1 rRNA gene is annotated in these 600 nt (G+C 51.2%); it reads left to right on the top strand.

The features are described from left to right. Positions 1-600 (top strand): 23S ribosomal RNA (locus HMPREF2978_RS01670); the annotation flags it as partial.

Genomic DNA, 600 nt, shown 5'->3' with positions numbered 1-600 from the left:
TGGGTGAAGTTGGTGATCTAGTACTGTCGAGAAAAGCCTCTAGCGATGTGGATGTATGGCCCGTACCCTAAACCGACACAGGTGGTCAGGTTGAAAATACTAAGGCGTTCGGGTGAACTGTGGTTAAGGAACTCGGCAAAATGCCCCCGTAACTTCGGGAGAAGGGGGACCACACGACTTAAGCCAACTGTGCGTTGGTGGTGGGTTGTGGGGTCGCAGAGAATAGAGGGAAGCGACTGTTTATCAAAAACACAGGTCCATGCGAAGACGTTAAGTTGATGTATATGGACTGACGCCTGCCCGGTGCTGGAAGGTTAAGAGGACCGGTTAGTAGTCTTTGACTGCGAAGCTGAGAATTTAAGCCCCAGTAAACGGCGGTGGTAACTATAACCATCCTAAGGTAGCGAAATTCCTTGTCGGGTAAGTTCCGACCTGCACGAATGGCGTAACGACTTCTCTGCTGTCTCAACCACAGGCCCGGTGAAATTGCACTACGAGTAAAGATGCTCGTTACGCGCGGCAGGACGAAAAGACCCCGGGACCTTCACTATAGCTTGGTATTGGTGTTCGGTTCGGTTTGTGTAGGATAGGTGGGAGACT

Origin of the sequence: Corynebacterium sp. HMSC074C01, assembly GCF_001814605.1 — a bacterium.
In the GTDB taxonomy this organism is placed as follows: Bacteria; Actinomycetota; Actinomycetes; order Mycobacteriales; family Mycobacteriaceae; genus Corynebacterium.
Note: the sequence above shows the minus strand (reverse complement) of the source record. Positions and strands in the feature narration are given on the sequence as shown.